General features: G+C 49.3%; 22 protein-coding genes. 13 read left to right on the plus strand and 9 right to left on the minus strand.

Translation table 11 applies throughout. The features are described 5' to 3' along the window. The 9 genes from J7619_RS13430 to ligA all read right to left on the minus strand — a co-directional run bounded on the left by J7619_RS13430 (position 1) and on the right by ligA (position 9,012). Positions 1-723, minus strand: a complete 723-nt coding sequence (locus J7619_RS13430) for a tRNA1(Val) (adenine(37)-N6)-methyltransferase (RefSeq protein ID WP_291198984.1) — start codon at positions 721-723, stop codon at positions 1-3. An 8-nt stretch (positions 724-731) separates the two neighbouring features. After that, positions 732-1,364: a ribonuclease H family protein gene (locus tag J7619_RS13435; protein ID WP_291198986.1), complete on the minus strand. Its 633-nt coding sequence runs from the start codon at positions 1,362-1,364 to the stop codon at positions 732-734. Positions 1,365-1,512: 148 nt separating this feature from the next. After that, on the minus strand, positions 1,513-2,745 hold the full coding sequence (gene pepT, locus J7619_RS13440) for a peptidase T (RefSeq protein ID WP_291198988.1): 1,233 nt from the start codon (positions 2,743-2,745) through the stop codon (positions 1,513-1,515). 30 nt (positions 2,746-2,775) lie between these two features. Beyond that, the gene (locus J7619_RS13445) at positions 2,776-3,240 is read right to left on the minus strand and encodes a nucleoside triphosphate pyrophosphohydrolase family protein (protein ID WP_223410450.1); all 465 of its coding nucleotides are present in this window, start codon (positions 3,238-3,240) and stop codon (positions 2,776-2,778) included. 56 nt (positions 3,241-3,296) lie between these two features. Continuing rightward, entirely contained in the window at positions 3,297-3,866 is a 570-nt protein-coding gene (locus tag J7619_RS13450) for a MarC family protein (RefSeq protein ID WP_015814556.1), read from the minus strand. 95 nt (positions 3,867-3,961) lie between these two features. Further along, positions 3,962-4,675, minus strand: a complete 714-nt coding sequence (locus tag J7619_RS13455; protein WP_291198992.1) for an NrtR DNA-binding winged helix domain-containing protein — start codon at positions 4,673-4,675, stop codon at positions 3,962-3,964. Between the two features lie 73 nt (positions 4,676-4,748). After that, complete coding sequence (locus J7619_RS13460) at positions 4,749-5,807, minus strand: aminotransferase class V-fold PLP-dependent enzyme (RefSeq protein WP_291198994.1); 1,059 nt, start codon at positions 5,805-5,807, stop codon at positions 4,749-4,751. A gap of 161 nt (positions 5,808-5,968) precedes the next feature. Beyond that, positions 5,969-6,859, minus strand: a complete 891-nt coding sequence (gene dapA, locus J7619_RS13465) for a 4-hydroxy-tetrahydrodipicolinate synthase (RefSeq protein WP_291198996.1) — start codon at positions 6,857-6,859, stop codon at positions 5,969-5,971. A 65-nt stretch (positions 6,860-6,924) separates the two neighbouring features. Further along, positions 6,925-9,012, minus strand: a complete 2,088-nt coding sequence (gene ligA / locus J7619_RS13470; protein ID WP_291198998.1) for an NAD-dependent DNA ligase LigA — start codon at positions 9,010-9,012, stop codon at positions 6,925-6,927. 309 nt (positions 9,013-9,321) lie between these two features. On the opposite strand from ligA, the gene J7619_RS13475 reads away from it, so the two are divergent. The 13 genes from J7619_RS13475 (at position 9,322) to J7619_RS13535 (ending at position 26,728) form a co-directional block, all read left to right on the plus strand. After that, positions 9,322-9,861 carry a hypothetical protein gene (locus J7619_RS13475; RefSeq protein ID WP_291199000.1) on the plus strand — a complete coding sequence of 180 codons (540 nt, stop codon included), beginning with the start codon at positions 9,322-9,324 and terminating at the stop codon, positions 9,859-9,861. Positions 9,862-9,904: 43 nt separating this feature from the next. Beyond that, positions 9,905-10,432 carry a Uma2 family endonuclease gene (locus J7619_RS13480; RefSeq protein ID WP_291199002.1) on the plus strand — a complete coding sequence of 176 codons (528 nt, stop codon included), beginning with the start codon at positions 9,905-9,907 and terminating at the stop codon, positions 10,430-10,432. Between the two features lie 60 nt (positions 10,433-10,492). After that, entirely contained in the window at positions 10,493-11,140 is a 648-nt protein-coding gene (gene rpe, locus J7619_RS13485; RefSeq protein ID WP_291199004.1) for a ribulose-phosphate 3-epimerase, read from the plus strand. 19 nt (positions 11,141-11,159) lie between these two features. Continuing rightward, positions 11,160-12,455, plus strand: coding sequence for a DUF4038 domain-containing protein (locus J7619_RS13490; RefSeq protein ID WP_291199006.1), 1,296 nt, complete (start codon positions 11,160-11,162; stop codon positions 12,453-12,455). A gap of 70 nt (positions 12,456-12,525) precedes the next feature. Continuing rightward, positions 12,526-14,547, plus strand: coding sequence for an OmpA family protein (locus tag J7619_RS13495; RefSeq protein ID WP_291199008.1), 2,022 nt, complete (start codon positions 12,526-12,528; stop codon positions 14,545-14,547). A gap of 59 nt (positions 14,548-14,606) precedes the next feature. Continuing rightward, on the plus strand, positions 14,607-16,460 hold the full coding sequence (locus J7619_RS13500; protein ID WP_291199010.1) for a glycosyltransferase family 39 protein: 1,854 nt from the start codon (positions 14,607-14,609) through the stop codon (positions 16,458-16,460). A gap of 117 nt (positions 16,461-16,577) precedes the next feature. Beyond that, the gene (locus J7619_RS13505) at positions 16,578-17,405 is read left to right on the plus strand and encodes a transketolase (protein WP_291199012.1); all 828 of its coding nucleotides are present in this window, start codon (positions 16,578-16,580) and stop codon (positions 17,403-17,405) included. Continuing rightward, a complete protein-coding gene (locus J7619_RS13510) occupies positions 17,398-19,392 on the plus strand; it encodes an NAD-dependent epimerase/dehydratase family protein (protein WP_291199014.1) in 1,995 nt (664 codons plus the stop codon). The genes J7619_RS13505 and J7619_RS13510 overlap by 8 nt, the downstream gene beginning before the upstream one ends. Positions 19,393-19,471: 79 nt before the next feature. After that, complete coding sequence (locus J7619_RS13515; RefSeq protein ID WP_291199016.1) at positions 19,472-20,392, plus strand: transketolase family protein; 921 nt, start codon at positions 19,472-19,474, stop codon at positions 20,390-20,392. Further along, on the plus strand, positions 20,389-22,083 hold the full coding sequence (locus J7619_RS13520; RefSeq protein WP_291199018.1) for a hypothetical protein: 1,695 nt from the start codon (positions 20,389-20,391) through the stop codon (positions 22,081-22,083). The genes J7619_RS13515 and J7619_RS13520 overlap by 4 nt, the downstream gene beginning before the upstream one ends. A 2-nt stretch (positions 22,084-22,085) precedes the next feature. Beyond that, positions 22,086-23,222: an acyltransferase gene (locus J7619_RS13525; RefSeq protein WP_291199020.1), complete on the plus strand. Its 1,137-nt coding sequence runs from the start codon at positions 22,086-22,088 to the stop codon at positions 23,220-23,222. A gap of 72 nt (positions 23,223-23,294) precedes the next feature. Beyond that, entirely contained in the window at positions 23,295-24,038 is a 744-nt protein-coding gene (locus J7619_RS13530) for a glycosyltransferase family 2 protein (protein WP_291199022.1), read from the plus strand. A gap of 11 nt (positions 24,039-24,049) precedes the next feature. Next, complete coding sequence (locus J7619_RS13535) at positions 24,050-26,728, plus strand: DUF3352 domain-containing protein (protein ID WP_291199024.1); 2,679 nt, start codon at positions 24,050-24,052, stop codon at positions 26,726-26,728. Position 26,729: the final 1 nt, after the last annotated feature.

Below are 26,729 nucleotides of genomic sequence, written 5' to 3' on the forward strand. Positions count from 1 at the left end.
TCAAAATTTCAAATAAAAAGCTTTTAGCAATTCCCTGAAACGCGGATCATGGGTAACCCCGTCTGTTTCATAAATGTGCAAATCAGGTTCAACGTGCACATTATGAGCAAATTCAACTCGCTGAAACAGCATCAGCAAACGAAATGCTTTTTTATCTTCCTGGTGAAACAATGTCAGTTTACGGGTGAGTTTCCAGCCGGCTTGTTCGGCTTTCTCCGCAAAACGCTCGCCCTCATCCACCGGGAAAAGAATGTTGAATTTCCCCTCCGGTTTTAAAAGTCGTTCGATGGCAACCAGTAGCTCCTCAAAATCAAGGGATTTGGCATGATGCGCAATATTTTTCTTATCGATCGGCGAAAGCAGGTCCGATTGGAAGAAAGGCGGATTGGTAATGATCACATCATACAAATGGTCCGACACAAATTCCTGGACCGCCGAATGGAACAGCGTAATGCGATCGTGAAAAGGGCTTTGCTCCACGTTTTCTCCGGCCTGGTAAAACGCCTCGGCGTCAATCTCCACCGCGTCGATCATCGCGTACGAGTTGCGCTGCGCCACCATGAGCGACAGCAGGCCCGTTCCGGCACCGATATCGAGGATGCGGTCGGCATCCTCCACATCAGCCCAGGCGCCCAATACACAGGCGTCGGTACATACTTTCATGGCACACTGATCCTGTCGGACAGTGAACTGTTTGAACCGGAAATGGGCGTTACGGGGCATATTATGGTCTATTTTCTTCCAAAATCAGCCGGATTCTCTCCCCAATATTCCGTCTCCCATTTCAATATCCTGTTGGGGTAAGTGTTCGTTGCGAGCCAGCGTTCAGCGCGTTGCAACATTTCAAAAAGGGGCTTGTTCCGTGGGGTCAAAACCAACTTGGTATTCGCATGCTTCTTTTTAATCCACGCCATCGCCGTTTTGGAATCGGTATAGATGGGCAAATCACTCTCCTTCTTTTGCAAGTAGGCCAAAGCGTGCACGATCGCCAGAAACTCGCCGATGTTATTGGTACCGTCTTTAAATGGTCCTTGCAGGAAAATACGGTCGCCTGTGGCGTAATACACGCCCTGGTACTCCATGTCGCCGGTAGCGGTATTCCACGCCGCATCCACGGCAATGCTGTTCTTAATAGGCCTTCCGACATTCGCAGGGGGCTCCTGAACGGCCGGTTTTGAATCCTTTTTGGCCACAAACTCCCAGTAATTCCGCTGAATAGCCGCTTCGGCTTCCTGTAAAGAGTCAAAAGACTTGTAGCGCGCGTCCTCGAAGCCCTTAATCTGCGCTTCGCATTCCTTCCAGTCGGTAAAAACGCCCGTCTTCCGGCCCTGCCACACTACGTAAAACTTGGACTTTTTTGACACGAATGTAATGTTCGATTTTATTAACTACTATGTTTTGTCAGGTGTAGTCAGGAGGTCATTTGTAGTCAATAGAGCAGGCAAGCTTACGACAATAATTGACTACGCCTGACAATAACTGACCATACTTGACTATACTGACCACACCTGACTATTTTTCCGCCCAGACGCCCACCAAATTGACGATTACCTCTACCGCCTTTTCCATATCCTGCACCGACACCCATTCCAGTTTGGAATGAAAAGCGTGTTCACCGGCGAAAATATTCGGACACGGCAGGCCCATGAACGAAAGCCGCGAGCCATCGGTACCGCCTCGGATACTGCGCTGGATTGGGTTCAAGCCCACCCGTTCCATGGCTTTCAATGCGTTTTGGATAACTTCCGGGTGCTGATCGAGTACCTCTTTCATGTTCCGGTATTGCTCGTGCACTTTGAACTCGGCGGAAGAATTGGGATAGTCTTTCAAAACCTCTTCCATAATGCTTTTCAGTAATGCCTCCTTTTCGTGCAGGCCTGCGACGGTAAAATCACGGATGATAAAGCTCAGAGCGGCCTTTTCCTGAATGCCTTCCATCTGCACCGGATGGATAAAACCCTCTTTATCCTGCGTGGTTTCGGGCGAAAGCTTATCCTTCGGCAGCCGCGCGAGTATTTCGGCAGCGATTTTCAGTGCATTTTCCAGCTTCCCGATGGCGTATCCGGGATGCGTGCTCACACCGTGAATGGTAATCCTGACACCGTCCGCTGAAAACGTCTCGTCTTCCAGCGTACCGATCGCCTCGCCGTCGACAGTGTAACCGAAATCAGCACCCAGTTTCTGTAAATCGACTTTTTCCGTACCTCTCCCTACTTCTTCGTCCGGCGTGAAAAGGATTTTGATATCGCCATGTTTAATCTGCGGATTAGCCAACAAATATTCAGCTGCGGCCATGATTTCGGCAACGCCGGCCTTGTTATCGGCTCCCAGCAGCGTGGTGCCGCTGGCAGTAACAATATCATTTCCAATCTGCTGATCGAGATCGTGCAGCTCCCCTATTCGCAAAACTTGCGAATGATCGTCCGGCAGGATAATATCCGAACCGTCCCAGTTCCTGTGAACGATCGGCTTTACATTTTCTCCCGTAACGTCCGGCGAAGTATCTACGTGTGAACAAAAACAAATTACGGGAATATCTTCTCTGTCGGAATTCGATGGGATCGTCGCGTACACATACCCGTGCTCATCCACGTGCGCATCCGCCACGCCCAGCGCGCGAAGCTCCTCGGCGAGCAAGTTGCTCAGGTTACGCTGCTTGGCAGTACTGGGAAAGGTCTCCGAGTTAGGGTCTGACTGCGTGTCGATTTGCACGTAACGCAGGAATCGTTCGAGAACAGAGCTCATAATGAGTCAGGTGAAATCCAAAAATATAAATTAACCGATAATCGACGCCAGGTCGGCAGGAGAGTAATTGATATTTTTCAGGGTTTTGTCGTCTGCGGTACGGTAAACCAGGTATTTGCCATTATCCTCCTTGAAATAACATTCGGTGCCTTTTGCCTGGTAATGCGCCACGGTTGCTTCGGCTTCTTCCACCGAATTGCACGCTTTCGACATATTGGAGCGCTGTACCTCATCGAATAAAGTGCGGAACTTCTCACCCAGACCAAATTCCAGCACGGCGCCGGACAATACATATTGCAAGTCGCAAAGCGCGTCGGCCACTTCTACAATGTCCTTTTCAAGAATCGCAACTTCCAGCTCCTTCAACTCTTCGGCCAGCAATGCCACGCGCAGGCGGCTTCTTTCTTCAGAGGGGATCGTCGGTGTTTCCAGGATCGGATGTTTAAAAGTTCTGTGAAAATCCGCGACTTGATTAAGGCTATCCAGTTGTTGCATTGTTATATGGTTTTAAAAATTTGTCTTGACATAAAAGACGACGCTCAGCACGCCACTTACATCGAAAGGTTGGTTTTGAACAATTTAATGGAAATGGCCAGCAGGATAATACCGAAAACCTTCCGGAGAATATCCGTACCGCCCTGCCCGAGCTTCCGTTCCAGCCAGTTCGACGATTTTAACACGAGGTAAATGAAAAAGAGGTTCAGCACAATACCCACCAGAATATTCTGAATCTGGTAGGTCGAACGAAGCGACAGCAACGTCGTCATGGTAGCTGCCCCGGCGATCATCGGGAATGCGATGGGGACAATGGATGCCACGCCCACGTCGATATTGCCGTGTTTGAAAATATCTCGCCCCAGGATCATTTCCAGCCCGAGCAGGAACAGGATAATGGCCCCGGCGATGGCGAACGATGCGATATCGACCCCAAACAAGCTTAGCAACCTTTCTCCCAAAAACAGGAATATCACCATGATCGCACCGGCCACGATGGTCGTTTTCTCAGACTCGATCTTGCCGAGCTTCCGCCGGAAATCAACGATAATCGGCAATGAACCAAGCACATCGATCACCGAAAAAAGGATCAGCGTGACGGAAATAATTTCCTTGAAATTGAACATGGGCTTACACTTTGGGGCGTTTTGATCCCGCAAAGTTGCTCAAAACCGACTGCTTACACAACCTCTAAAACCGATGATCGTGAAAATAACGGCGGTTACGAAGCACTTCCCGGCAGGAAGTTCAGGAATGTATTAAACTGCTTTTTATACTTCTCCTCGTCGATTTTGTAAAAGTATGCACCCTTTTTGGAATAGCCCTTCTGCTTTTCATCCAGTTTGATCAACAAATTGGTAGACAATAATTTACGGCTAAAATTCCGCTTATCGAGCTCTGTCCCGAAAATCGCCTCATACAATTTCTGCAACTGCGGGATTGTGAATTTTTCCGGTAGCAATTCAAAGCCGATCGGGTGCTGCGAGGCCTTGTAACGCAAATGCTGGATCGCCATATCGACCATCATACCATGGTCAAAAAGCAGTTTGGGCAGTTCCTGCATCGAGAACCATTGTGCTTCGTAATTTTTGGAAATCTTGTGGTCGTAATCTTCCACATTGATCAATGCGAAATAGGCCACCGACACCGTACGCTCAACCGGATCGCGGTGAGGGCTTCCGAAAGTGTATAGTTGTTCGAGGTAAATGTCTGTCAGATTGGTAAGCTCAAAAAGAATGCGGGACGAGGCGCCTTCGAGGCTTTCGTCGGGCTGTACCCAACCGCCCATCAGCGACCAGGTATGATGCTCATCTTCAATGCCCCTTTTGACCAGCAGCAGTTTCAGCTCTTCGCCGTCAAAACCAAAAATAATCGAATCCAGCGCGACCAGACATTTGGTCTGGGCCTGGTATTGCTTTAAAATATCTAATCGCACAATCTAGAAATCCGCGGGTGAGTAGATTTGTTTTTAGTTATAAATACAAGGAAGGCCATTTACTACTCATTTGTCAATTGAGGGCCATTTTCACCAAAAAAGCCTTCAATATCGCTATTTCCTCATCGCTTATTGCTGGGAAGTTGGCAATGCGGAAACTGGTGTCCTTCTCTTTGCCATAGCCGTTGCCGAGCGTAATACCTTCTTTTTGCGCCGCGTTTTTGAGGAATGCAATGCGTTCTTTTTCCGCGCGGACGGCGATGACCGTATCCGACCGGACCGCCGTATTTTCCACCACGAGCTCATACCCGTTTTCCAGCAGGAACGCGTACCAGTCGTGCGCCCGAGCGCGTGTCTGCGCGTCCACCTCCTCGATCGCCGGAACCTGTTGCATTACTTTTCCAAGCAGGTAAATGCCGAGAATATTCGGTGTAAAAGGGGTTTGAAATTTCAGAAAATTGTCGCGAATGAACAACAGGCTGTTGTAATGCTTCCGCTCGCCCACCTGTATCGCGCGCTCGATGGCTTTGGGCGAAACGATCATCACTGCCAGGCCCGCAGGCAGGCCAAAGCATTTCTGTACCGAAGCATACCAGATATCGGCATTCTCCCAGGGCAAAATCACGCCCGCCATCGCCGATGTCGCATCTACCGCAATAAGGTTATCAACCTTTTTACGAATATCGAGCAGGAAGCCTTCCGGGATTTTGGTACCGTTCGAGGTCTCATTATAAGTTACACAGATCAGCTCATTGCGGGAGAACACGGCCGATCGGTCCATCAGCAGCGTTTCGTTCAATCCGAAAGCCGCGTCGGTGGCACGGTGCGAGATGCGGTGGGTATATTCCATCCATTTCTCTCCGAATGCGCCGTTGTAAATATGCAGGCTCGAATCGATCAGCAGCGACTGGGCGATGATTTCCCAGCATTCCGTCGCCGACGATACGAAATAGACCTCATAACCGGCAGGAACATCCAGTTTCGCTTTCAGATCGGCGATCGTCTGTTCCAGCAAGTCCATAAAGCCTTTGCTACGGTGGTTGGAACTGATCAGTCCGCTAGCGAAAGCCTCCGAAATATATTGTTCGACCTGCGGATAAACCTTGCTAGGCCCTGGGTAAAACGTGATCATAGCATTTCGTTTTTGATTTAAAACAAAACATCACAGGCCGGAATTAAATCCCCAAACCTGTGATGCCTGAAATATAATTTTGAAGTCCGAATGTCAATTAAAAAACCTGACTACTCCTGACTACACCTGACCATTCGTGACTACTCCTGACTCATTTTGAATCACATAAATCCCTCGCGGATCATCGCTTTTTCGAGCTTCTCGCCCAGCTCTTTCGAGGCTTTAAGCAATGGCAAACGTACGTCCGAGCTGCAAATACCTTTGATTTCCAAGCATTTCTTGATTCCTACCGGATTCGACTCGATGTACAGCAACGTATCAAATTCCAGGAACGCAAGCTGCAATTTCGCGGCGTCTTTGAAACGGCCTTCCAATGCAGCCCAGGTAAGATCATGGAATTCTTTCGGGAATGCATTGGCAATCACTGAAATAACACCGTGCCAACCTACGCTTACCATGGTAGTGACCAGATTATCATCACCCGAAAGCAGCAAAAAGTCGTCGGGTACGCGTGCAGCGAGTTCCATGCTTTGCTCGATGCTGCCACCTGCGTCCTTGATACCAATGATATTCGGATGCGCAGCGAGCTTCACGATCGTATCCGCCTTCATATTGATTACCGTACGACCAGGTACATTGTACAAGAGGACCGGAACCGGTGAAGCGTCCGCGATAGCAGTGAAATGCGCGATAATGCCTTCCTGTGTTGGTTTATTGTAGTAAGGGCACACCGACAGGATCGCATCCACACCCGTGAAGTCGGTTTCCTTAATCGTATTCAGTACTTCCTGGGTATTATTGCTTCCGATGCCGTAGACGATCGGCAGCTTCTTGTAGTTGTTCTTTATTGTAAATGCCAGGATATCACGCTTTTCCTTGGAACTAACAGTCGGCGACTCGCCAGTTGTTCCTTGTACTACGAGGTAGTCCGTACCACCTTCCGTCACCAGGTCGATCAGTCTTTTCAGACCCGGATAATCAATCTCATTCTGTTCATCAAAAGGTGTGATCAGCGCGGCCCCTACCCCTTTGAAACGTTGGTCCAATGGCATTATTTACTTATATAATTGTTAGATTTTAAAACACAAAGTTAGCCTTCCGGGGCTATTTTCTTTACTTAATTTCCAATCATTGCTAAAAATTCTTCCTCAGAGATGATGGTAACGCCCAGTTTCCGCGCTTTTTCGAGTTTGGAAGGCCCCATATTCGCGCCGGCGAGCAGGTAATTGAGCTTTCCGGACACCCCGCTAAGCACCTTACCACCATTCGCCTCGATCTTCTCTTTCAGCTCGTCGCGTTCGAAATTTTCAAAAACGCCCGAGATCACGAAAGTCTTGCCATCCAGCAGGTCGCTTTCCACCTCAACGGGTTTTTCGTCACTTTCCATTTGCAGGCCTGCCTGTTCCAAACGCTCCACAAGCATTTGATTTTCAGGCACACTGAAAAATGATTCGATACTCAATGCAATGCGCCCGCCGATTTCCGGTACCGCCGTAAGCTGCTCATAACTCGCAGCCCGCAGAGCCCGCATCGATTTGAAATAGGCGGCTAATTTCTCTGCAACCGTTTGTCCTACGAAGCGGATTCCCAATGCAAAAAGCACATTTTTGAAGGGTACGGTTCGCGACAAATCAATGCCTTTGAGGATATTATCCACCGTTTTCTCCCTGAAACTGATCTTTTTAACTTTCCCGGTTTCTTCATTGAGCAGGTTCTTTTCGAGGCCCAGCAGCTTGTCGTAATTCAGGTCGTACAGGTCCGCAGGCGTGCGTACGAGGTCCAGATCGAAAAGAAGCTCAATTTTACCTTCACCCAAACTCTCGATATTCATCGCTTTGCGGTGAATGAAATGCTCAATGCGGCCTTTCAGCTGCGGCGGGCAATGGCTGTCGTTCGGGCAGAAGAATGCAACTTCTCCCTCATTCCGCTGCAATTCGGAATTACACTCCGGGCAATGCGTCGGGAAGACGATCTCCTCGGTCTCGTACTTTTCGCGCTGGGAAACATCCACCCCGGTGATCTTCGGGATAATCTCCCCGCTTTTTTCCACAAAAACAGTGTCCCCAATGCGGATACCAAGCCTTTCCAGTTCGTTCGCATTATGCAAAGTCGCCCGCTTCACGCGCGTACCCGACAAATGCACGCCTTTTACCTGATTGTAAGGCAATGCCCGTTCCGACAAATCGCAAAGGTTAGCAACGGGGGTCACGGCGCCGGTACGGCCTACCTGGTAGGTCACCATTCGCAGTACCGCGGGTTTGTTCTCTGCCTTATATTTATAGGAGATCGCCCAACGCGGGCTTTTGGCCGTGAAACCCAGTTCTTTTTGCTGCTCAAAAGAGTTGATTTTGATCACAATCCCGTCGGTAGCCAGCGGCAAATGCGCCCGCTTCTCTTCCCATTCGTGAATGTATTCGATCACTTCGTCGATATTCGATACTTTTTTCCATCCCGGCGACACATTAAAGCCCCACGATTTCAAGGCCAGCAAGCTTTCCTCGTGGCTTTTGAAAAACGTATCATCTGAAAGAAAAGAGTAAATGTAGCTATCGAGTCCCCGCCGCGCGGCCTCGCCGGAATCCTGCAATTTGAACGACCCGGAAGCCGCATTGCGCGGATTAGCATATTGGTTTTCACCCAAAGTCTCCATTTCTTCATTAAGTTTCTGGAAGGAAGAAATGGGCATAAAACCCTCTCCGCGGATTTCGAAAACAGGCGGAATACCTTCGGCTTTCACCCGTAACGGCAGTGAACGTATCGTTTTAACATTATTAGTGATCTCATCCCCGCGCGTACCATCGCCGCGCGTCACGCCGCGTACGAGGATGCCGTTTTCGTAGGTAAAACTGAGGGAAATCCCGTCGAATTTAAGCTCGCAAATGTATTCGTAAGGCTCCCCTTCGAGCCCGCGACGTACGCGATCATCGAAACTGCGGAGTTCGTCCTCATTGTAGGTGTTGTCCAGCGACAACATCGGATACCGGTGGTACACTGCATTGAACGTCTTGGTAACTGTCCCACCTACCCGCAGCGTAGGCGAATCCTCCTGTCTCAGCTCAGGATATTCACTTTCCAGGGCCTGCAACTCTTTGAGCAGCTGGTCAAATTCATAGTCCGATATTTCCGACACGCTGTCCTGATAATAGCGGTCATTGTAATAATGTAGCTTTTCGGAGAGCTCCTGGATTCGTTGTTCGGGATTCATAGTGGTCACGGCGGCTTGATGATTCGGCCCAAATTTAAGATTTAATTCAAATTTTGGGCATTGGATAATTAACAAGGTGCCGGTTGTACTGTCAAGCGCATATGCCTGTTAAGCATGCATTCAGAACGCCGCATGTTTTTGTAAATTCGTTCAAGGCGGAACGTCGATAAAAAACTGCTTAGCTACTCCATCGAAGTAATCCAAAAGCAGCACTTCCGAAATCAAGGACATTACAAGTAAATTGATAAAAAGCAATTGCGATGAGTTCAGAAGCTGTACAGGGAGCGATTGACAAACAATGTGGTCGTTATGAATGAGAGAACAGAAGCGTACATTCTTACGTGGTTGAATGAGGTAGAACAAATGCTTAAAAGCATTAGCTCAGACTTTTTAGGCTACAAGCCTACCGGGAATTGCATCAACCAGACACCCCAATTCCGCAATGTAACGGTGGGTAAACTTCCATCAGAAATGCAAGTTTTCTATGGCTTCTGCGATGGCGTTGATATGCCCGATGTTCATGTTGGATACTTTATTCACAGCCTAAGCTGGATTGAGAAATCGCATTTGAAGGGTGAACCATTCCGCATCGCCAGCTACCCACATGAGATTGTTGTTTTCGGCTCAGACGGCGGAGGCGGCAGATTCGCTTTGGGTGGTGAGACTAGTCAAGAAATTCTTTATTTGCCATCATCTGGTGGCATTCATAATGGTGTATTTCGTTACCTCTCAAAGAGTGAGGCGCCATATAGGGTAGCAAAAGATTGGATGCAGTTCATGGAGGTGTTACGAAGCGATCTGCGTGCGTTTTTGCTTAGAGATGAGACGTGGAAATTTATGATTGATTAAATCGAAAGTTTGAATGCGCTTATTCAAAAGACAGCCCAGTTTTATGAAAACAATCATCAACGGAAAGATTTACATTAATACCGAATACACGCAGATAATCAATGGCGAGGAGATCGACCTGCCAAGCCCGAAGACCATTCATCAATTAGCTATGGGTAAACTGTTGCTAGTACTTTGCGATCATGTAGACGCCCATCAGCCAGGCGAAATTTATCGTGTTCCTTTTGACGTAATCTTTGAAGAAAACTTCAATGTCCTGCAACCTGACTTCCTCTTTATATCGAGGCAAAATGAAAGTACCGTGCAGGATGTTGTCTGCGGCATACCAGACCTCGTCATCGAAGTCGTCTCACCCGAAATGCTCAATATTGATACGGTAATCAAAAAGGGCATCTACGAGCATTATGGTGTTCCGGAATGCTGGCTGGTATACCCCGAGAAGGTTTGCGTCGAAATTTATACACTTAATAACGGCAAATATTCATTGCAAGCTTCGTTTTCCGGCGACGAGCGCGTGCAATCACACGTACTTGATCAGCTCTCCTTTCCCGTGAATGTCATCGCACAATAACCCGCATTGCCCATAATTCACTAATTTCGGCCTCATTAATCATTACTAGCTTCTGATTTCATGGCTGAAATTGCCCCTTCCATACTGGCCGCGGATTTTGCAAACCTGCAACGCGACGTCGAAATGATCAACAGCAGTTCCGCAGGTTATATTCACGTAGATATTATGGACGGCATGTTCGTCCCCAATATTTCGTTTGGCCTTCCCGTTTGCGAAGCTATTCACAAGCATGCCCAAAAGCCGCTGGACGTACATTTGATGATCGAACAGCCCGACCGCTACCTCGAAGCCTTCCGTAAAGCGGGTGCATCCGGGCTTACCGTGCATTATGAGGCCTGCCCGCATCTGCACCGGACCATACAGCATATCAAGGAGCTTGGTGCGGAACCTGGCGTGGCGCTCAACCCCCATACCCCTGTGGAAGTTCTGAGCGAGATTATGGGCGATGTTTCGCTCATCCTGATCATGTCCGTGAACCCCGGTTTTGGAGGCCAGAAATTCATTGAAAACACCTATCGGAAAATTGCCACGCTCGATAGCTACCGCAAAAAATTCGGTTATAATTTCAAAATTGAGGTCGATGGCGGCGTTAACCTCGACAATGCGCCCCGGCTTGTGCAGGAAGGCGTGGATATCCTTGTAGCAGGTAGCTTTGTATTTAGCTCGCCGAACCCTGCGCAAACGATCGCCGAGCTGGGAAATAGCTAGCATTCATTGAGCTGACACCATGAATATTTCCAAATCGTTGGCCGCCAAACCGTTGGCCGTACTTCTGTTGGCGTGCATGTTTTCGCTGGGATTTGTTTTTCACAAAGAAGACCAGGCCCCGCCCAAATTCCCGTTGAAAATCAGCCCGAACGGCAGGCATATTACGGATAACCACGGAACGCCATTCCTGATGGTGGCCGACGTAGCCTGGCAAATGCTACGGAGGCTGAGCTACCCCGAGGCGGTGCAATATATGGATATCCGCAAGTCCCAGTCGTTTAACACCTTCCTGGTGCATTTACTGCCCGCATTGCCCAACCAGCGGAATTTCAACAAGGTCGCGCCGTTTCTTGACAACAATGATCTGACCAGACCTAACAAAGCCTATTTCGATTATCTGGAAAAAATTGTGATAGCAGCCCGGGAGCGAAATCTCGTGGTGGGGATTGTGGTGTCGCGGCAAAGCTGGAACACGGTTTTCGATGCGCAAAAGGAAGATGTGTGGAAAAGTTACGGAACTTATGTGGGAAAGTATTTTGCCAAATATTCCAATATCATCTGGATTGTCAGCGAAGAAGAGTATCAGAGTGCTTCGCAGTTTAAAGCCATTTCCGAAGGGATCCGGGCCGAATCCGACGGCCAAATCTTGGCGTCACTCAACACCTGTTCACCCACAAGCGTAAACGACAATTCCCCCAACCATTCGGACCTCAAATTCATTATTCCAGATTCCACCGTAACCCCGGCCGAATATGCCGCATTGGCTAATTGGCAGAAAACCTCGGCCGAAGCCGCATTGAGGCCGTTCCTGATTGCCAACTCGGAGTTTCCCAAAGAGATTACCGACCAGTCGACGCTGATCCGCAACCAGGCATATCAATCCATTCTGAGCTCGGCGGCGGGTTTCTGCCACATGAGTACGATTAAGAACTTTAACCCTACCTGGAAGGTCAACATTACCAAGGACGGCGCCGAGTACATTCACCAGTTGGTCAAAATCCTGAAAGGCATCCCATGGGAATATATGCAGCCGGATACGCCCGATTTGCTGGTGGATTCGCTCGATAAGGCCGAAATAGGTATCGTTTCGCTTTCAAACAAAAAGATGGCCATGCTTTACATTCCGACCTCTCGGCCCGTCCGACTGGACCTGAAACATCTGGAAGGCAGTCAATTCGGCGCGGTTTGGTACAGCCCCCGCACGGGTAAAAGGTGGAACGGAAAAGACCTGAAAGTGGACGAAGAAGCGGTCGTCCAGCCGCCGGAGCTGCAACCGGAATGGGACTGGATACTCCTCATTGGTGCCAAGCAGTAAGTTTGGCTTTTTTTTGTATTATTAATATATTACCAGATATAGAATAGCCCGGCCGGTTCCTGATCACCCCATGCGTTTGAGATTTAAGAACACCCTTTTCAGCATATTAATGGCAGTAATGCCGCTTTTCGCGTACTGCCAGGAGGTGTTATGGGCCAGTAAGGTTTTGGGGTATTCTTCCGAGTACAGGCCGTCGCAAATTGGCCATGCGTACCGCTCCAAACAGATCCTGGGTGTCCCCAATAAGCTCCCCGATTTTGGCGACAGCCCCTGTGCCTGGTCACCGGCCGACGCCGACGGACGTAACGAGGAATGGATCAAAGTGGGTTTTGACAAAACCATCCCATTGAAACAGATTGCGATTGCCGAGAATTTCAATCCGGGCTCGGTCGTGCGGGTGTATGCGTACGACGCGAGCGGCAAGGAATACCTCGTTTCGGAAACGCCCGCTGCACAGCAGGCCGTAAGAGGCAGGATGTTCCATATTTTTCCAAAGCAGAGTATTCAGGCCAATGCGGTGAAAATAGTTCTGCAACCGGGTAAGGTTTCGGGCTACAATCAGATCGACGCGATTGGCATTTCATCGGATGCGGCGCCTGTGGAAGCCAAAATCAATTTTGTAGCCTCTCAGCTGAAAGCGCAAAAGGAGAACATGGGTAAGGCGATCAACTCCCCCGGACAGGAAATTGCACCCATTATCGCGCCTGATGGCAAGACGCTTTATTTCACAAGGAATAATTTTGAAGGCAACATAGGCTCTCGTACCCGCCAGGACGTTTGGTATTCGACACTTAATGACCAGGGAAAATGGAGTGACGCAATTAATATCGGACCGCCGATCAACAATGCCGGTGAAAATGCAGCGACCAGTATTTCGGCCGATGGAAAAACACTTTACCTTATCAATGAATACCGTCCCGACGGCAGCATGTACTTTGGATTTTCACATTCATTTAAAACGAAATCAGGCTGGGGATTCCCGCGTCCGTCGCGGATCATGAACCTGATCAAGACTGCTAAGACACTCGAAGTAACGGTCTCTCCGTTTGAGAATGTGCTAATTATGGCGGTTGAGGGGCCAGAATCCGAGGGCGGCAAAGATCTCTACATTTCGTTTTTACAAAAAGACAAGTCATGGTCTGAGCCGCGAAACCTCGGCAATGTGATCAATACCGCGGACAACGAAGGAACGCCTTTCCTGGCATTGGATAACAAGACATTATACTTCTTTTCTTCCGGACACGCAGGTTTTGGACAGGGCGACATTTTCCTAAGCCGCCGCCTCGACGATACCTGGCTCAACTGGTCGACGCCCGAGAATCTGGGCCCGGCAATCAACTCGCCACTGTGGGACGCATTCATCAACATTCCGGCTACCGGAGACTACGCCTATTTCAGCGCCAGCGACAAGGTTGTGGGACAAGAAGACATTTTCCGTATCCGCATGACGCCCGAGATCAAGCCCGACCCTGTGGCCGTCGTAACCGGGAGTGTCCTGGAAGCGGAAACCAACAAACCGGTAAAGTCTGATATTGCAGCCGACATAAAAAGCACAAATGCCTCATTTGCGACGGCCAGCTTCGACCCCGAAACCGGCGAATACCGCCTGATACTTCCGCTGAAAGAAATATACCGCATCACCGCTTCCGGCGAGGGGTTTTTCCCTGTTTCCGAGGAAATGGACCTGAGCGCTGAAACCGGTTTCCGCTCGATCCGGAAGAACATTTACCTGCAACCTATTAAAGCAGGCCAGCAGATCCGGCTGAGCAATACAATGTTTTCCCAAAGTAGTGCGGAAGTGACCCCATCGTCATTCGCCGAGCTTGATAAGGTCGCCGAAACGATGAAAGCCTACCCGACCATGGAAATATTACTGGAAGGGCACACCGACAACCAGGGCGAGGTACAAAAGAATATCAAGCTTTCCTCCGATCGCGTGGAACAGGTCAAAAAATACCTTTTGTCCAAAGGCATCGACGGCAAGCGCATCCAAACCAAAGCCTGGGGGCCGACGCGGCCTATTGCCAGCAATCTTACCGAACAGACGCGCCAAAAGAACCGCAGAGTAGAGTTTACGATTCTTAAAATCTAAAAAATATCCTATAACGGGAAATTTCGTTATTTTCGCGGCGTCCATCAGCGAACGCACTAATGTCTCCCAACCAAACCAAAGAAACCCTGCGGTCAAGGCTCATACTCACCCTCATTCTCGTTGCAGGTCTTGCGTTGCGGCTTCACAACCTCGATCGTTACAGTATTTTCTTTGACGAAGTGAGCACATTGCTCGTCAGCCAGGGCATTGTGTTGGAAGGAGCCAATCAAAAAGAGGCTTTTGCGACTCGTGAGCTGTCCGATTCCCGTTTCTGGACAACACCGGCCCACCCGCAAAAACAGGTACTCCGCTCATTCACGGCCAACGAAATCTATACCCCAAAGGCATTCACGCCTGCCGAATTCTGGGCTCCGAAGTCCATCGAGGACTACTACGAGGCCATGACACGCAGCGATATCGGGAACAGCCCGTTCTACTACGCACTCTTACATCCGTGGATCGACATTTTCGGCTTCTCCGACTACTCGATCCGTCTTTTCTCAGTCATTTTCAGCGTATTGATCATTGGGCTAACCTACCTGTTTGCAAAACGTTTCTTCGGAATCAACACAGCGTTGATAGCAGCCGGTATTACAGCTATCGAACCATTTTTCATCGCATACAGCCACCAGGCGCGCAACTATTCGCTGACATTCTTCCTGACGCTGGCCGCGACGTATTTCTTTTTACAAATAGTAGAAAACAAGGCCAATAAAAACACATTCCGGCTTTACGTTGGCTATGTGCTCTCGGCCGGCCTCGGACTACTCAGTCACTTCCTGGTCATCGCCGTACTGCTTGCGCACGCCTTATATGCATTGTTTTTCCTGAGAACATTTAAAGGCTGGGTACGCATGGCCATTGCAGCAGTGTTTGCGCTCTCCGGTGTGGCCTGGTGGTTAATGTTCGGGGGTGGCGTTTACACATTATCCTCGCTGCAATATCAGGCTGCATTATATAAACGAATGGCAGATACCGGTGGACAAGCATTCGGGAATATCCTCCCGGCAACACCATTGAATGTGTTCAACAAGTCGCTGCCGATTTTCGCCGATCTTGTGATTTTCACCAATGGCCTTACTGATGCCCTGGGAGGTAAAAAGAATGTGGCTGTGGCACTGGCCGTGGCATTGATACTGATCTGCTGGTATCGTTTCAAAGACAAGATTAACACGCCCGCGTGGCTTGCGCCTCGTTTCCCATATTTGCTCGTCATCATCGTCGCGTTTTTTTACAATAATCACAAACTGCAATTCTGTATTCTAAGCGTCAGTTTGTTTGCATTGTCCTTCATTCCCGATCTGCACAAAAATGCAGATCGCCAGCAAAAGGCACGCCTCTGGATGCTTTACATGATGGCGCTTGTGCCGACATTGTTCCTCATCCTGATGTCGTTCAAGAATGGGCACACTTATGGTATTATGCAGCGGTACTCGGGATTTTCATTCCCTTACGTGATCATCTTGCTGAGCTTGTTGCTTCAATATTACACCACACTAAGGCATGAGTTCCGGGTGCTTATTTTCGTATTCCTCGCTGCCCAACTCTATTTTGTAGGATTAAGATTGAAAGAATTCTACGAGGACCGCTCGCCGAAATATGGCTACTTTGCTGTTCCGCGCGTGCCTAACCCATACTGGGAAGCTGCCAAAAAGATAGAAGCGAATTACCAGCCTGGCGACACCATTTTTTATCCCGCACCTCGCTACGAGGTTCTTTCGGAAATGGACCGGACATTCCTGCCCTATTCGATCCACGACGCGCAAATCACCAACCTGTATTTCCCGAAAGACGCCCAGTATGTGCAGGTCATGGATATGGATCAGTCGGAGCGGATCTGGATCAAAAAGCGGGGGCGCTCCGAGCCGCTGGAAATCATGAAACTGACCGGCAAGCGTTACGGTTTTGAGTAAGCGGCAAGGTTGTTTTGGCAGAGCCGTCCAATAACATTTTGTATATTGCGGCCTTAAAACCGGAGATCTGGCCGTTATTTTGCAGGCAATTCCTTACATCGACATACAACATCAGGCATGACAGCAGAAGAGATATTAAAAGACCCTAAACAGTTGAGCGGCGAGCTTCGCCTGAAAATACTGGGCCTTTACCACCAAGCCAATGCAGGCCATATTGGTTGCTCACTCAGCTGCATTGACCTGATGATCGCAGTCCTTTTCCTTCAAAAATCGGTCGATGACACCTTCATTCTTTCCAAGGGCCATGCGGCTGCGGCGCTTTACGCGTGCCTGAATACGCTGGGAGAAATCACCGACGAAGAACTGGATACATTCTACCTTGACGGCACCACGTTGCCCGCTCACCCTGCGCCGCGTCAATACAAAGGCATTCCTTTCGCTACCGGTTCGCTGGGGCACGGCCTACCCATTGCTACGGGCATTGCCCACGCGTCAAAGGTCGCTGACGATGCAACGTATTCTTTTACGCTGTTGTCTGATGGGGAAACCAATGAAGGCACAACCTGGGAAGCTGCCCACTACGCTATCCAGAATCAGCTCGACAACCTCATCATGCTCATCGACAAGAACGGTCTCCAGGGATTCGGATTTACCGATAAAGTTTTGGGAGAAACCGCTTCCGTCGAAAAGTGGAAAGCGATCGGTTTCGAAACGGTGGAAGTGGATGGACACGACATTATGGCCATCAGCGCGGCTATCAGCGAATTGAAAGAACACAAAAACGGGCTCCCGAAAGCGATCATCGCCAATACTGTAAAAGGAAAGGGAGTTTCTTATATGGAAAACAAATTGGAATGGCATTACCTGCCCATGAATAAAGACCAGTATGAGCAAGCTACACTGGAAGTAAAGGAACGTTATCTTAATGAATTGACGAATGCTTGACCATTTACCGGTTTACCGCGATAAAATAGAGAAATTAAAAGGGCCAGTTTTTGTTTTCGGTGCCAGCGGCTTCATTGGCGCCAATCTCTTCAATGATATATTCAAAATCCGGAAGGATTGCTACGCAGTAACGCACGACGCTACCAAAGCATGGCGCCTGAAATTGCTCAATGTCCCGTTTGAAAACATCATTCACTGCGACATTCTTTCCGACAATTCTATTAAGGAGGTATTTGAAAAATACAAACCGCAGACGATTTTCAACCTTGCGGCTTATGGTGCATACAGCAAGCAGAGCAATGTAAACCTGACCTATGAGACGAACGTGCTCGGAACGGTGAACATCCTGCAAAACTGCACGAAGGATATGGTTTACATCCATGCCGGAAGCAGTTCCGAATATGGTTTCAATTGCACGTCGCCGAAAGAAACAGACCGCGTGGAGCCAAACAGTCATTATGCGGTTTCCAAGGTTTCGGCTGCTTATTTGCTGGAATATTATGCCAAAGTTGCAGGGCTGAAAACACTCAACCTGCGCTTGTACTCGATTTACGGTTACTGGGAAGAGCCCGACCGGCTGATCCCGCGCCTGATCGAGAATGCACGGAAGAAAAGTCTGCCTTCGCTGGTATCTCCCGATATCAGCCGCGATTTCGTATTTGTGGAAGATTGCGTGGAGGCATTTCTGGATGCAGCTTTGAAGATCGATGATGAAAAGTCGGGACGCTCCTACAACATCGCCACCGGCCGTAAAACCACCATGGGCGACCTCGTGGACGTAACGCGGCGGGCGTTTTCCATTGCCAAGGAACCGGAATGGGGCAGCATGTCGAACCGCAAATGGGACCTCGCCGAATGGTTTGGCGACCCCTCTGCATTTGAAAACGATTTTGGCTGGAAGGCGAAGACGTCCCTCGAAGACGGGCTGGTCCGTTACAGCCAGTGGCAGGATGCCGTGCAATATGAGTCGAGACTGATCCCGGCTTTTGAAAATCCGAAGCTCAATCCTGTTATCACCGCGATTATCGCGTGCTACAAGGACGCACAGGCGATCCCGTTCATGTACGAAAGGTTGGTAAAGACTTTCAATGAACTGAAAGTCCGTTACGAGATCATTTTTGTCAATGACAACTCGCCGGACAACCAGGAAGAAGTCATCAACGCGATTTGCGACAAAGATCCTAATGTGGTCGGCATCAGCCACTCCCGTAACTTTGGTTCGCAATCGGCATTCCTGAGCGGGATGGAGATCGCAACCGGTGACTGTGTGGTGCTCATGGACGGCGACTTGCAGGACCCGCCTGAAATTATCCCGGCATTTTACGAAAAATGGATGGATGGCTACGATGTCGTGTACGGCGTACGCGTACAGCGCGAGATGAAACCCCATATTCATTTCTTCTATAAGACATTCTATAAGGTATTCCAGGGGCTGAGCTACATCCCGATCCCGCGCGACGCCGGCGATTTCTCGATGATCGACCGCAAGGTGGTGAAGGAGCTGGTAGATCTGCCCGAAACAGAGCAATTCCTGCGCGGCTTGCGTGCGTGGGTGGGTTTCAAACAAACCGGAGTGCCTTATGTACGTCCGGAAAGGATGTTCGGCGTATCGACCAACAACTGGACGAAGAATATCTGGTGGGCCAAAAAGGCGATCTTCTCATTCAGTTTTGCTCCTTTGGAACTGATGAGTTATGCAGGATTCGGACTTACCGCGTTATCCATTCTGGGGATCATCTGGCAGATACTGGCCAAATTCTTTTTCTTCCCGGATACGCCAAGAGGCCTCAGCACCGTCATTATCCTGATCGTGTTTTTCGGCGGGCTTACTATCCTGGGTATTTCTTTTTTGGGAGAATACATTACCAAGATATTCGAAGAGACTAAAAAACGTCCTAAGTATATCCGCACCAGAATACGCCGGGGACCGAAGGCTTACAAAACGGCCGATGAGATCCGGGCTTTGGTGAAACAATTGAGAAAGTAGCTAAATTGCGTGATATCAACCGATTAGGCAACTAATCCATTTAAGTTAAGCAATCAACCGGCCTAGCGCCCACTTAACGATGAGAAAAGAATTTTCAACGGCCATTGAAGAGCTTGCGGTAGAAGACGACTCCGTTATCTTCATCACAGGCGATCTTGGATATAATGCATTGGAAAATTTGCAGGCCAAAATGGGCAAGCGGTTTATCAATGCCGGTGTTGCGGAGCAGAATATGGTAGGTGTAGCCGCCGGCTTTGCGCACAAAGGTTATAAAGTGTTCTGTTACAGCATTGCGCCATTTATCGTGTACCGCTGCCTCGAACAGTTCCGTAACGACGTATGTTTCAACAACTTGCCGGTATTTCTGGTCGGTAACGGTGGCGGATATGGCTACGGCATCATGGGCAGCAGCCACCATACGATCGAAGACCTCGCGTGTTTGAGCGGCCAGCAGAATGCCCAGGTGTGGGTGCCTGCCTTTGCCGACGAAGTAGTTCCGGTTGTGCGGCAGATCGCCGCAGATGCCCGCCCTGCATACCTGCGCCTGGGAGCCGGGAAAACCACGCCGGCGAACAGCTACACTACAGGTTCATTTAAAGTAATTCACCAGCCAGCCCATGCCGAAACAACCGTTTTCGCATTGGGGCCGATTGCCAACAACGTGTTGTCGGCATTGGCATTAGCACCCGAGCTCTCGGAAAAGGTGAATGTAGTGACTGCCCTGCATTTCCCGCTGGAACTAACCGACGAGCTGATAACGCTGGTAAAAAAAGCACCGGCGATCCTCGTTGCGGAAGAACATATCAGCACGGGCGGACTCGCTCAGCAACTTTCCGTTCAGTTACTGGAAAAAGGTATCTTCCCCTCGGTCTTCAAAAGCCTCAAAGCGGAAGGTTATCCCAACAGCCGATACGGCAGCCAGAGCTATCACCAGAAGCTTTCCGGACTTGACGCAGATTCGATCTTGTCGAGCATCAGCCAACTAATGATCCCGGCATGACGAAAAAGGCTTTAACCATTATCCTGAGCCTGATCCTGTTATTACCCGTTGCCATTTATTTCACGGTTTGGGATTACTATGCCATCAATATTCCCAAGTGGGATGACCATGCGCTGAAAAATTTCATCGCCGAATACGCGCAGGCCGGTGACTGGAAGGGTAAAATCCAGGCGCTTTTCAAACAGCATAACGAACATCGCATCGCGCTCACCCGCCTTTTCGCATGGATCGACTACGCCATTTTCGGGCACCTCAACTTCCGGCATTTGATGACCGCGGGCAATTTATTGCTCCTCGCAGTGATCCCGCTCTGGTATGACCTGCTCAAAAAGAATAAAAAGCCGCTTTTTGCATTAGTACCCATTCCATTCCTGTGGATGACGCTGGCATTCTGGGAAAATATGTACTGGGGGATGTCGGCAGTGCAGAATTTCGGCGTGGTAACGCTGGTCCTCTGGACGTTGTATCTCGTCATCAATCCCAAGGTACTGCCCTTCTCCATTGCTATATTGCTCAGTGTAGTAACGGTGCTTACCAGCGGAAACGGCTTGATAGTGCTCCCGCTGGGTGCTGTACTGCTGTTCCTGGCACAGAACCGGAAGCGGTTTGCATTATGGACCATTATCAGCATTGGAGAGATTTTCTGCTATTTTTATTGGTATACCAAACCTGAATCCAATCCCGAATCGAAAGCCGGCATCATTCAGCTAGTGAAGGGCTACATGGCATTCCTGGGTTCATTTGCAGAATGTATTCCCGTATTGGATCACATCAAGGTTTGCATTTTCCTCGGCGTGGTGTTATTCCTTGTGGCTATTTCCATTGGCTCCACGACACTTTTCAGAATTATCCGGAACAAGTATACCAACAAATTTGAACGGACTACCGACCTGTTCTGTCTCGGAGCGATCCTTTTCATCCTGGGTACTGCTGCCATTGTTGTTCACGGCCGCGCCGGATTTGGTTTTGATGTGCTCATTACCAGCAGATATAAAATATACTCTGTCCTCCTGCTGATCGTCGCTTACATCTATGTCGTGGTTCCCATCCGTGGCAGCTTCTTGTCGCCTTACATCACCGCGATCATAGCATTGGCCGTTACTTTCAATGTATTCAGTTATCACTACCATTTGGTGGATGCTTACAATTTCAGAAAGCAAATGGTAACCTGGCAATTCAACTGGACATTCACAGACAAATCCCTAAAATATCCGACGGACACATCGTTCGTGGCGAATATCGTGGAAAAAACACCTGTCATTTACGACAAATGGCTCCCGCTCATCGCTGTTGCCGACCGTCAGAATTATTCGGGAAGTTCACGGGGTATGGTGGATTTATATGATAAAACCACCATTTCTACCGACACAGCGTCCATTAAGGTGAGCAATACCACATTCACCAGCCAGCGGTTGCAGGACAGCGGTGTGTATGTGCTACTGAGCTCGGACAAATGCTACTACATTTTCCCGGCACTGCGTACGCGCAACACGAGCCGCAAGCAGCTTTTCCTGAAACAATATTATTTCGCCCCCGGATTCTATGCCGATATCCCCTTCTCTGAAATGGACAAGGGAACCTATAAAGTGGCACTTATCCGCCAGCAGGGCGACGAGACCGGCATTCTGTTCAAAGACCAGCGTGTAACGGTGAAAGAATCGCATAAAAAAGAAGTGAAAGTTAACTGGTAACCATGCGCACCAATTCGGAAGGACACATTATTCAACTTGACGGCGTGCGCTTTATAGCAGTGGGGCTTGTTCTGCTCGATCACCTCATCGTGGAGATCAATATCATCCCGTTCGGTGCATTGGGGGTAACGATCTTCTTCGTACTCAGCGGCTTCCTGATTTCACGCATTCTCCTGAAAAGCAAGGAAAAAACCTACGGGACGCCGGGAGGCTTCAAGAAATACCTGCGTAAGTTTCTCATCCGCAGAACGATCCGCATTTTCCCGGTTTACTACCTCATTATTGCACTGCTGTTCATCTTCAACGTACCGCCGGTGCGCGATAAGCTGGCATGGCTCGCATTGTACGGAACGAATATTTACATTGCGCTTCATAAAACCTGGATGGGTTCGGTAGACCATTTGTGGTCGCTGGCGGTGGAAGAGCAGGTGTACCTATTTTTCCCATTCCTGATATTCTTCATTCCCAAAAACAAGCTGGTACCTGTTCTGGGCCTGATGGGCATTTTCAGCATTCTGCTGCGTGCCTACATTTTCTATTCGGGCAGAATACCTGGTACCAACTTCGTCACCATGGGCGAATGGACCGTCACCTACGTGTCGACACCCGCGTGTTTCGATTCTTTCGCCTTAGGTGGCCTCATGGCCTGGATGCAGCTCTACAAAAATGATTTGTTTGTTAAATTTTTTAACAAATCGTGGCCGGTATTGCTTGGACTCCTTGGATGGGTGCTGATCCAATGGTGGGCTAAATCGCTCGCCCAGCCGTTCAACTTCCCGTATGTGGTGCTCGATAGAACCTTGTCGTCCATTTTCGGGTTTATGCTCATAGGACGCGCTGTAATGGGCTTTAAGGGCTGGATGGCCGCGTTCCTCGAAAATCCGGTGTGTATTTATCTTGGCAAAATCAGCTATGGCCTGTACCTGTACCACAATTTTGTATACAACCATTTTCACAGTGGCCCTATGCACCCGACGGTCAGGCTTTTCCGGAAAATCTATCAATATATCCCCAGTTTAGAAGGCAACATTGCGTTCGAAGCAACGGTCGTAGTGACGCTCACTGTCTTAGTAGCGTCGGTTTCCTGGCACTTTTTCGAGAAACCGATTAACGCCCTGAAAGACAAGTACGCTTACTAAATAATGAAACCCCATAGCCCGGTTACAGGCTTTATTTATTAATTTCGCGCAACATACCAAATACGCTTTTGCATGTCATATCTTCTGAGTATAGTAATGCCCGCATACAATGAGCAGGATTGTATCGAAAAAGTAGTTTATAATTGGACCTCCTTCCTCAAAACTAAATTCCCCAACGATAACACTACCCTGATCGTCATCAACGACGGATCGAAAGACAATACGAAAGCGTTACTGGATGAGCTGGATAAAAAGGTCGACAACCTGACCGTTGTCCACCAGAAAAACGGAGGACATGGCAATGCCGTCGTAAACGGTTACCGCAAGGCGTTGGAACTGGGTTCGGAATATGTGTTCCAGACTGACAGCGACGACCAGTTCGTTTCCGAAGATTTTGACAAACTCTGGGACAAACGCTCCCAATCCCAATTCATACTCGGCTATCGCCAGGTTCGTCACGACGCCGGCGTACGCCTCTTTATCACGAAATTCCTCCGCGGTACGATCTCGGCTGTTTATGGTACATTCATCATGGACAGCAACATTCCGTTCCGTTTGATTAAAGGAACATTCCTGCAAAAACTGATGAACCAGCTCCCCAACCCGGAACCGTTCGCTCCGAACATCTTCCTGGCTGTGATGGCTAAAAAATCAGGACAGCAGCTGTTCGATATCCCTATCACCCATAAAGACCGGGAAACCGGCACCGTTTCCATCGTGAAATGGAACCTGTGGAAAGTTTGTATCCGAAGCTTTAAAGAACTCTTGCGGTTTCGCCTCGAACTGAATGATAAAGTGAAAGCGATCCGCGCTTAAAAAACAGGCTTGTGTCGAAAAAAAAACTGATTGCTATCCTGCTGATCGTGCTTATCGCATCAGCAGGATATTTCCTGTTCAAATGGTCGAGGGGTTCGTCGGCAGCCTGGCAATTTATCCCGTCCAATGCCGTGGTGGTAATCACCAGCGAGCATTTGCAAGATTCGGCTTACACGGCCACAGAAGCCGCACTCGATCTCAAACGGCTTCCCCTCCTCGATATCGCCAGCGATAACCTGACATTGCTCAACCTGCTGACGAAAGACGCCAAAAAGCTCAAAACATTCCTGAAAGGCAAGGCACTCTCCTACTCGTACCATCCGCGTACCAGCACGGAATGGGGGGTGATCATGTACATTCCCGTCACCGAGGAAGAAACCAAATGGCTCGCCAGCCCGCAACACGCCAACATCCGGCTGTTGCACCACAACTTCCAGGATCACCGCATTACCGACGCCATCGACGCCAACTCGCGGCCGTTGTTTTCGTACCTGGTGAAAGACCATTACCTGATCGTCAGCTATTACGGCGATCTGATCGAAGACGCTGTACGAGCTTCCTCGCTCAATATCAGCTCTTTCAGGCTCCGTTCGCGTTTTTCGAATATCAATGATTCCGATTACGGCACAAGCGTTTACCTCCGGACCGACGCCTGGAAATCGGTGATGTCGATGGAGAATGTGGCTACGCTTGCCGAGTTTGGCAAAAGTTTCCCGGCGCACCAGGATTTTCACATCGACAAAGCAGAGAACAAGGGAAACCTGATGATCAAATCGGATGGAGCGGATGCACCGGATTACTATCTGGCCGAAATTCTGAAAGATAACCCGGGTACGCCGTTTGCCGGGCACAAACATGTGTCGCAGCAGACCTCGTTTCTCTACCGCGCAGCAGCGTCCGACAAGGCGGCATTCAGGGAGGCCTTTGTCAAATGGCATAAAAAATACAAATCAGCGGCCTGGGACAAGCTCAACTATTACATTGCCGGCGAAAGCAATGTACTGATCGATCATCTCGGTTCCGAGCTGGTGCTGTGCCAATTGGAGGAAAATAACAGCATTACCGACGGCAAAATCCTGCTCGCGGAATTCTCCAATTACGACAAGGTGAGGCCCGTGCTGCAAAAGCTCGCGCACCTGGCCAACCAGGAAAGTAATGTTTCGAACGATCAATACCAGGGTTACGATATTTACTCGGTGCCCATTCCCGAACTTCCTACGGGCCTTTACGGGCCGATGTTCACCGGTTTTCCACGCAGCTACATTACTTACATCGCACCATATCTGGTGATCAGCAACAACTCGCAGGTTTTGCAGAACTACATTGTGGACTACGAAAACCAGATCACCTGGAAACAATCGCCGGAATATGACAGCGTGCTCACCAGTGTAAACAACGAGGCGCAGCTTTCGATGATCGTGAACCTGCGAAAAGCGCAGTCGGGCGAAGAGACGCAGGTCAGCAAAAAATACAGCGATCTCACGGCTAAAATAGAGTCCATCACGCTGCAATGCCGTTTCGAAGGCAGCGAGGCATTTCCCGAGCTGACATTCCATCCCAAAAAACGGCAGACTGCCAGCAAGGTACTCAACCGTACTTTCCTGAACATCGACATCGAATGGCCGGATATCTACGATTCGGAACTGGCCGCGTTGCAAAACCCGATCGACGGGAGCTCTGAAATATTGCTGACCGACAAGGAACACAACCTACTCAGAACGAACAACCTGCGCGAGGGAAAAACCGAAACGATCGCCAAACTGAACGGGCCGATCAGCACCGCGGCGTATAAAGTCGACTTCCTGAACATTGGCCGGCAGCAACGCATTTTCGCTACGGGCCGCACCGTGTATGCACTGGATGAAGACGATTCCACCAATGTTTCGACATTCCAGGCGCATTTGCCTACATCCGATGCTATTTCGGCGTTGTACCTCATCGATGGTGGTGAAGACGGCAGTAACCGGTTCATTGTTAAAAGTTCGGCAGAAGAGCTGTTCGTATGGGAGAGTGTGACCCGCCCGCTCAAAAGGCTGAACCATTCGGTACGGTTCGAAAAGATCGTGGGACCGGTGGTTGCGCTGAACCAGATCGGTAACAGGGGTTTTATCGTCACCCAGCAGAACGGAAAGATCTATTTATTGAAAGAAAACGGTACGGTACGCCCCGGCTTCCCAGTCGATATTCTGACAAGGACAGAAAGTCCCTTCACGTGGGCGCAGAACCCGCAGACCGGCCAGCCCGAGCTAGCGGGTGTGAGCGTATCCGGCGAGCTGATCCGCATTAACCTGGACGGGAAAATCACATCGCGGCGGCAACTCCTGCGCCCCGAACCGGGTTCGCGTTTCCGGATCCTTTTCGATCGCAATTCGCTCGATTGGATATTGGTACGCTCGGTTAACTCAAAAACTGCTATTATTACCAAAGATGGCCGTGAGCTGTTTGAAATCAAGGATATTTTACCAAATTCGGTGATCCAGTACCATTTCTTTGGGGTGGATAACCGGTTTATCACGATCAAATCGGGCAGTTATTCCACTGTTTTCGACATGAATGGAAGGCGTCTGGGCGATAAAGCGATCCCGTCCGAAATGCCGGTGCAGCTCACGTATCAGCCAGGTTATTACAAATTATTGATATTCAGCCGATCGGAAAAGAAAATACAGGTCTGGTCGATCAAGTTGAGATAAT

Origin of the sequence: Dyadobacter sp., assembly GCF_017744695.1 — a bacterium.
GTDB lineage: Bacteria > Bacteroidota > Bacteroidia > Cytophagales > Spirosomataceae > Dyadobacter.